Here is an 8873-nt window from a genome sequence, read left to right on the forward strand (position 1 = left end):
AAGGAATTAAGGTCGAAATTTACGGTAACTTGGAGAATTCTAAAAACTAAGTAATTAAGTTTACTAATCCGGAAATAAAAGCTCGGATAGTCAAGAATAAAGCATCTTCTTAGTAGTCGTAATCGTAAAATTTGGAATAATTTAGTTAATCAGCTTACCAAGATAGAGAGTTAATTACTCTTATAGGGAGAAAGAAGAAAGTAATTTACTATTTATTAATTGGGACTGCGGAAGCTATGGAGGATTTTGAACTATTGAAATCGAAGCTTTTTCGGACAATGAATAAAATTAATGACCAATCTTTAAAACAACTTCCGTTAAAACAAGAACTCAAATAGGGAATGAACAACTTAACTAATACCTATCACACGTTTAATCAGTTTACCTCTAATAATGGGGGGGCGGAACACCTGGAATAGAGGGAAGAACAATAAACGATATGAAATTAAACAAAATCAAGGAATATCACCGAAAATACGTTAACGACCTATATAAACCAAAACCGTTTTAAAGAGTTCACATTCCGAAAGGAAAGGATAAAACCAGACCACTCGGAATCCCTACCACGTAAGATAGAATCATCTAAAAAGCCTTTGAACAATTATTAACTCCCTAATTTGAGAATAAATTTTCGGAGTGGAGTTTTGGATTTAGACTCAATAAATCAGGTTTGGACGCCATAAAGCGGATACAAAAAAGATTTAAAAGGTTATTGAATATTTGATTAAGATTAAAATTGAAGGCTTTTGACACAATTAACCATGATATCCTCGGTAATATGCTTTACAAATATATCTATTTAGATCATCCGGACAAGAAATTAGGGGAATTAGTTAAAGCCGGAAAACCACAGTTTAAAAACGAATCCCAAGTATATTAGAGCTAAAAAATAAAGCTCTATAAAGCAAGGGATAAAATGAACAGTTGCTTGAACCTCAACTCAAATCTTTGTGTAGAATACATAAGATATGCTGATGATTTTATTATTATTGTAAAAGGGGAGAGAGATAAAGCAAAAGGAATCAAAAAAACTAGTTATTCAACGGTTGACAGAAGATTTAGGTCTGAAAGTCAGTAAGTACAAATCATCATGGGACAACTTCTCCTGAGAGAAAATTAAAAGGATGAGAAACTAAAAAGGAGAAATAACCGAAATAGTTATCAATTCTAATCTCTTCCCGGGATGAATCAGATTAACTGACAGGCTAACAGCACAAAAATGTGAAGTTTGCCAGTCTGAAAATCAAGCCCTTGAAATTCATCATATCTGAACCTAACTGGAGAAGGGTGATGGATAAAACAATATAAGAATATCAGAAAAGAACAAAAGGTCAAGAATAAACATTTAACCAGTGTTAACACAAAGTTAAACCTTGTTAAACCTTGATAAGGGATAAATTAGGGAAAGATGTGTGCTGGGAAACTTGCTCGCATCTTTTGGATGGAGGCTATTTATAATATTTGATAACTATAAAAGAAACGCAAATAATCTATCCGTATGTTTTAATCAAAATAAAATAAATATAGATATGTACAAAAAATATGGATTTTATTATATTTTTATATCTTTTTTGTTATAATTTATGTTATAATAAGACAACGCATTAATTAGATGATTTTAATTGTTTTAATACACATGTATAAATGAAACGATTTACTTAAACAATAGAAAATTAAATTAATAAATGAATTATGAATATAATTAAATTTAAAATATAAAGGAGTATATATGACAAAAGTTATTACGAGAGAAAATGAACAAATTGAAGACGCATATAAACGTTTTAGAAGAGAAGTTTCTAAATCTGGTATTACTGCTATAGTTAGACAAAAAGCATTTTTTATTAAACCTAGTGTAGCCAGAAAAATGCGTGCTAAAAAATTTCAATTAAAAAAACGTTAATAAATTAAATATTAATTTTGATAAAAATGTTTTTGATATTAAATTTAGATAAATTAAAAATTTTTTCAGTTTTTATTTTTATTTATTAAAATTGCAATAAATATAATTTGCGATAATAAATAAAAGCAAATTCTGAATTTCTTTTTTGTTATACAAATTTATCAAATTTTAATTTTGGATAAGATTTAAATTATGGATATTAAAATAGAAAACAATACTAATTTTGCAATTGATTATTTAATTCTTGTTTTAATTAAAATATTTCAAGATTTGGATATAGGAAAAAAAATAAATATTATTTTTGTTAACGATGATTATATGAAAAAAATTAATAATTTTTATTTAAAAAAAAACTATACTACTGATGTTTTAGCTTTTAATGATTATACTGAAGATATTTCATTAGGAGATATTTTAATTTCTTTGCCTCAAGCTTTTAAACAAGCTATTAAACATAATATTACCGATATACAAGAAGTTAGTTTTTTAGCTTTACATGGTTATTTACATTTAAAAGGTTATGATGATAAAACGGAAGAATCATTGTGCGAAATGATCGATTTACAACAAAAAATTTTAAAAAAGCATAATTTACATTTTGATTATTAAAATTAAAAAAATTTTTAAACTATTTTTTTAATAAAAAGGAGGATATTTTGTTTAAATCAGGATTTATTTCTATCATTGGCAATGCTAATGTAGGCAAATCTACTCTTATTAATCATTTAATTAATCAAAAAATATCGATAACTAGTTCTAAATCTCAAACTACACGTGACGCTATTCTCGGTATTGATACTTCATCTTCTTATCAATTTATTTTTATTGATACTCCTGGTTTACATTTTAATCGCAAATATTTATTAAATAAAATGATGCATCAAGTGACTTTAAGAAGTTTAAATGAAGCCGATGTTATTTTATTGATAGTGGATCAAGAATATTATCAAAATAATCAAGAACAAAATTTTTTTGATATTATAAAAAAATATAATAAAAAAATTATTTTGGTCGTTAATAAAATGGATTTATATAAAAATATAATTATTGATAAAATTATCTTAAGTTATGTTCAAAAATTTCATTTTGATGCTGTTATTCCTATATCAGCTATTCATAATAATAATATAAATATTTTGAAAAAACATATTTTAGAATTTTTGCCCGAAGGAAAAACTCATTATCCGCCTGGTATTAAAACAAATATAAACCAAAATAAATTAATATCTGAAATTATTAGAGAAAAAATTCTTTACTATTTGCATCAAGAAATCCCTCATGCTTCGACTGTTTTAATTGAAAATATTTCTCCTATCAAGTCTTCTTCTATTATGAATATTTCTGCCCTTATTTTAATTGAAAAAAATAATCAAAAAAAAATATTAATAGGTAATCAAGGTAATATGTTAAAAAAGATAGGAATTGAAGCTCGTAAAGATATTGAATATATTTTGAATAAAAAAATTTATTTAGATTTATGGGTTAAAGTTGAAAAAAAATGGCGTAATAATATTCATTATTTGAGAAAAACTGGAATATCATTAAATTTTAATTAAAAAAGCAAAGGATAAGTAAATGTTTTCTTTACAAGAGTTAATTAGTTTTGCAAAACAAAATGGTTTTATTTTCCCGGGAAGCGAAATTTATGGAGGTTTAGCTAATACTTTTGATTACGGACCTTTAGGGTGTTTGTTAAAACAAAATATTAAAAAAGCTTGGCAAAAAAAATTTTTCCAAGAAAGAGAAGATACATTATTATTAGATAGTTGTATAATATTAAATCCAAAAATTTGGGAATCATCCGGACATATTAAAAATTTTACTGATCCTTTATCAGAAAACAAGGATACTAATAAACGTTATAGAGCGGATCAGTTAATTAAAGAACATAATCCGAATGTGAATATTAACGAAATGTCTTTAGAAACCATGACACAATATTTAATTAACCATCGTCTTTTAGGCACTTCCAATTGGTCTCATGTTAAACAGTTTAATTTGTTATTTCAAAGTCATCAAGGTTCAGTTCCATCTCAAAATAATATAATTTTTTTGAGACCAGAAACTTGTCAGGGCATTTTTGTTAATTTTAAAAATATTTTAAATACTTTTAGAAAAAAAATACCTTTTGGTATAGGTCAGATTGGTAAATCATTTCGGAATGAAATTACTCCGGGAAATTTTATTTTTAGAACTTGTGAATTCGAACAAATGGAATTAGAATTTTTTTATCATCCCGAAGAAACTCTAAAGTGGTTTGAATTTTGGAAAAAGTATACTTATGATTTTTTACTTAATTTAGGTTTAAAAAAAGAAAATTTAAAATTTAAAGATTATCATCATACGGAATTAAGTCATTACGCTAGTAATACTACTGATATTTTATTTAATTTTCCTTGGGGTTTTGATGAATTATGGGGCATTTCCGTACGTAATGATTTTGATTTAAAACAACACCATAAATATTCAGGTATAGATTTAAGATATTTAGATCCAAAAACAGGTAATAAATTTTATCCTTTTGTTGTAGAACCTTCTGTAGGAGTTGAAAGATTATTGTTAGCTATTATGTTAAATTGTTTACAAAAAGAGATTTTAGAAAACCAAACAGAAAGAATTTTATTCAAGATACATCCGTTTTTAGCTCCTTATAAAATAGCAGTTTTGCCTTTAATTAAGAATATTCATCGAGAAAAAGCTAAACAAATACAACGTTTTTTATGTAATTATTTTGAAGTTATTTATGATGAAACTAAAAGTATTGGTAAAAGATATAGAAGGCAAGATGCCATTGGCACCCCTTATTGTTGTACAATAGATCATCAAACTTTAGAACAAGATATTGTATCTATAAGAGATCGAGATTCTTTAAAACAAGAATTTATACCTTTGAAAAATCTTAAAAATTACTTAATTGATAAAATATCTTTTGAATAACTTAATAAATTATTCAATTAATCTCGATTGGAAAATAATAAATAAAAATAATATGAATCAGATTAAAAAAAAAATATCATTTATTGACCAAATTAATCAAAAAATTTCTATTTACGAATTGGTTAGTCAAGCAGCAGGCCTTTCTTTAAAAAAAAAAGGTAAAAATTTTATGAGTTTATGTCCTTTTCATGAAGAAAAAACTCCTTCTTTTTCTGTTTCTCCAGAAAAAAATATTGCTGTTTGTATGGCTTGTCATGAAGGAGGAAGTCCAACAGCTTTTTGGGCTAAATTAAAAAAAATAACTTTAGAATCAGCTGCGCACGAATTAAATTATAAATTTAATTTAAAAATATTAAATACACCTCAAGATTATGTACAAAATAAATTAATAAGTATTTTAGAATATACTCAAGATTTTTTTAAAAGCGCTTTGCAATATATTTTACATAATATTGAAGATCATTATGCTTCTGATTATTTATTAAAAAAACGCAAATTAACTTTAGAATTAATTAATAAATTTCATTTAGGTTACGCGCATGTTCATCCTCAGGCTCTTCAAAATCATTTATTACATAAAGGTTTTAAAATAGAAGATTTGTTAACGTTAGGTTTAGTTAGCAAATCGCAAAATAGTTCCGAAGAATATTATAGTTTTTTTCGTGATCGTATTATGTTTCCTTTGACGAATTCAAATGGTAAAATTATAGGTTTTACTGGTCGTTCATTAAAAGATAATCCAAATATTATTAAATATTTATTCAATAACAATACTATTTTATTCAAAAAAACTAATGTATTATATAATTTATTTGAAAGTCTTGAATTTATTAAGCAAAAACAAAATGTTATTTTATGCGAAGGTATTTTTGATGTTATAGCTTTTTATAAGGTTAATATTTATAATACTATTGCTACTCTAGGAACTAAATTAACTTTAGAACATATTACTTTATTAAAAAAAAATACAAATAAAATTACAATTGCATTCGATGGCGATGAACCGGGAATAGAAGCTACATATAAAGCAGCTGAATTATTGATTAAACATAAAATGCGTGTTTTTATTTGGCATCCGCCCGATAATCAAGATCCAGATGAATTTTGGTCTAATCCGGATAATCAAAAATATTTTAATTACGAAAAATTATTACAAAACTCTCAAGATTATGTTTTTTATATGATCGAAAAATATTTAGAAAAAGGTTTGGATACAACAATTTTAAACAAAAATATTTTAAATTTAATTAAATATTACGATGAACAAACTAAAAATGATTATTTTCGAATTATTTATAAAAAATATTCTCTTTTTATAGCTAATGATATTTATAATACAAAAATTATGAATTTACAAGATTATAAAACACTTATGTGTCAAAATTATTTCCAAGAAATTCCTAAACCAACTAAAAGTATTGTAAGTCTTGTAGAAAAAGAAATTTTAATTGAAATTTTATTAAATCCAGAACATTTAAAATCAATTAAACACGATATTTATGATTATGTAGTTTCGGATATAAATATTTTAAAATTAATAGACCAAATTGATATTTATTATCAAAAGGATGCGTCAGAAAATGAAATAAAAGATGGTATTGATTTAGAACGTTTTATGGAAATTTATGGTGATTTTATATCAGAATTATCAAAAGAATTTGATATTTATGGTTTATTTTTAGAAATTAAAAATAATTATTTATTTAAAAAAAAAATACGTATCCAAAAATCTGAAAATTTAACCGAATTTTATTGTTATTTAAAAAGGCATTTAATTGATCAAATGAGACAAGAATTAAAAATTCTTAAAAATAAATTGCAAAATTTATCAGAACAAATTATAAAAACTAATAACAAAACAGATAATGATCTCACAAAATTAATATTATTAGAAATAGCCCGTAAACAAAGAGAGTTATTAAAGTTAAAAAATATAGGAGTTCGTGATGAATCTAAAAATGACAATTAAAAAAATCTACAAACAAAAAATTTTGCAATTCGAAAAAATAGGTGAAACAGTTCTCGCTGATATTTTCAAAAGAGAATTAAAATGGTTTAATTGTAATACAAAAGATGTAAATAATATTTATAAAAAAATGATTAAATTTTTTTTAATTAATAGTAAGTTAATAAATAAAAAAATATCTAAAAGTATTAGACCAATAAAATCTCAAAGTGATTTAGAAAATTCTGATTATGATACATTAGATATAGAAGGTTTAGAAGATGAAAATATTAATATTGAAACTATTCGTTCCGAAGACATACAAGAAGATCTTAATTTAAAAAAAATTGCTAATTCCATTAAAGTTGATGATCCGGTAAGAATGTATTTGAAAGAAATCGGACAAATACCCTTATTAACTTTAGAAAAAGAAAAAGAAAATTCTAAATTAGTTTACGAAGGCGTAAAAGCTAAACAAAAATTAGAAGATTTTAAAAATAAATTAATATCTCTAACTAACGAAGAATTAGAACAACTTCAATTATCAATTAACAAAGCTGTTATAGCAAAAAATAAATTAATTGAAGCTAATTATCGTTTAGTAGTATCAGTAGCTAAATTATATATAGGTAGAAAAATTAAATTTTTAGATTTAATTCAAGAAGGAAATATGGGATTAATGAGGGCTGTAGATAAATTTGATTATACCAAAGGTTTTAAATTTTCTACTTATGCAACTTGGTGGATTCGACAAGCTATTACTAGAGCTGTCGCCGATCAATCTCGTACTATCAGGTGCCCAGTTCATGTTTCAGATATTTTAAATAAAATTTCACGTTTAAGGGGGAAATTAACTCAAGATTTAGCTCGAAAGGCAGAAAATCATGAAATAGCTAAAGCTATGAACTTAGAAACAAAAAAAATTAATGATTTGCAAATGATTGAAAAAGAAACTATTTCTTTAGAAACATCTATTCGTGATGAAGATGATTCTTCTTTAGGGGATTTTATTAGCGACCCTAATGCTATTTCTCCTCATGATTATATGTTACAAGAAACTTTAAAAAAAACTTTAGAAGAATCATTAGAAGAAGCTTTAACTCCTAGAGAACAACTTGTTTTAAAAATGAGGTATGGAATTTTAGAAGGAGATAATAGAGTACACACTTTAGAAGAAGTTGGAGCTAAATTAGGTGTTACACGTGAACGTATTCGCCAAATAGAAGCCAAAGCTTTAAGACGTTTAAGATCTCCTTCAAGGCAAAATAAATTAAAAATTTTATATAAAAATATCAATAGAAAATAAATATGAATAGAATTTTATTTATAGCTTCGTTAATTAAAAATTATAATACAGTTGCTGATATCGGTACAGATCATGGATTAGTATTAAAAAAAGCATTAGATTTAGGATATATCCGTAAAGGAATTGCTGTAGATATCAGTTCTAAAGCTTTATCTCGAGCTCGTAAAAATTTAGAAAATTATCCTGTTCAATTTTTTGTTAGTGATGGTTTTCAAAATATTTCTGTAGATTTTGATTTAGCAATTATTTGTGGCTTAGGAGCTTATACAATTATAAATATATTAAAGAATGCTCCAATTAATAAACCATGTTTGTTAGGTTGCCAAAGTAAAATACATTTATTGTTTGATTGGTTAAAAAAGAATGATTTTATTATTTTAAAACATTATGTGTTTTCTGAGGGCGCCAAAGAGGCCTAAATTTCCTGCTATCTAACCAATAGCCAGGGTCGATAAAACCTGAAAGGAGATGGTCGGTCTAACAAACGAAAGAATGTCAGATTACAGCAGACCATAAAAGCGGATTGCAACGAAAGCAAATTAGTCAAGATGATTCCGCCACCGAATAATTCTATGGAGAAGCCTGAAATGGCCTAAGAAGGAAAATTGATGTAATAGCATAACCTGTCCCGGAAGTTGCTTAAACGGACAGTCCAGAGTCTACTAGTATAAATATTAAGTACTGAGTAGTTTATCAGCTAAAGAAAACCTGGAATCAGCCTCGCTAAAGAAGAGGATACTTCCCCTAAAGAATTAAGGTAGAAATTTAGCGTAACTTGGAGA

The 8873-nt window shown here is 25.4% G+C and carries 7 protein-coding genes; all 7 read left to right on the top strand.

What is annotated here, in order from left to right; translation table 11 throughout:
* Nucleotides 1-1729 precede the first annotated feature (1729 nt).
* The 7 genes from rpsU (at nt 1730) to B2G44_RS01835 (ending at nt 8510) form a co-directional block, all read left to right on the top strand.
* Nucleotides 1730-1903, top strand: coding sequence for a 30S ribosomal protein S21 (gene rpsU, locus B2G44_RS01805; RefSeq protein ID WP_078123137.1), 174 nt, complete (start codon nt 1730-1732; stop codon nt 1901-1903).
* Between the two features lie 192 nt (nt 1904-2095).
* A complete protein-coding gene (gene ybeY, locus B2G44_RS01810) occupies nt 2096-2512 on the top strand; it encodes an rRNA maturation RNase YbeY (RefSeq protein WP_078123138.1) in 417 nt (138 codons plus the stop codon).
* 47 nt (nt 2513-2559) lie between these two features.
* Nucleotides 2560-3459, top strand: coding sequence for a GTPase Era (era, locus tag B2G44_RS01815; RefSeq protein WP_078123139.1), 900 nt, complete (start codon nt 2560-2562; stop codon nt 3457-3459).
* A 19-nt stretch (nt 3460-3478) separates the two neighbouring features.
* A complete protein-coding gene (locus tag B2G44_RS01820; RefSeq protein WP_078123140.1) occupies nt 3479-4840 on the top strand; it encodes a glycine--tRNA ligase in 1362 nt (453 codons plus the stop codon).
* Between the two features lie 52 nt (nt 4841-4892).
* Entirely contained in the window at nt 4893-6809 is a 1917-nt protein-coding gene (dnaG, locus tag B2G44_RS01825; protein ID WP_143325109.1) for a DNA primase, read from the top strand.
* Nucleotides 6787-8091 (top strand): sigma-70 family RNA polymerase sigma factor, encoded by a 1305-nt coding sequence (locus B2G44_RS01830; RefSeq protein WP_078123142.1) that lies wholly within the window; start codon nt 6787-6789, stop codon nt 8089-8091. The genes dnaG and B2G44_RS01830 overlap by 23 nt, the downstream gene beginning before the upstream one ends.
* A gap of 2 nt (nt 8092-8093) precedes the next feature.
* Nucleotides 8094-8510, top strand: coding sequence for a tRNA (adenine(22)-N(1))-methyltransferase TrmK (locus B2G44_RS01835; protein ID WP_078123143.1), 417 nt, complete (start codon nt 8094-8096; stop codon nt 8508-8510).
* Nucleotides 8511-8873: the final 363 nt, after the last annotated feature.

Source organism: Candidatus Phytoplasma citri, from assembly GCF_002009625.1.
Lineage (GTDB): Bacteria > Bacillota_I > Bacilli_A > Acholeplasmatales > Acholeplasmataceae > Phytoplasma > Phytoplasma citri.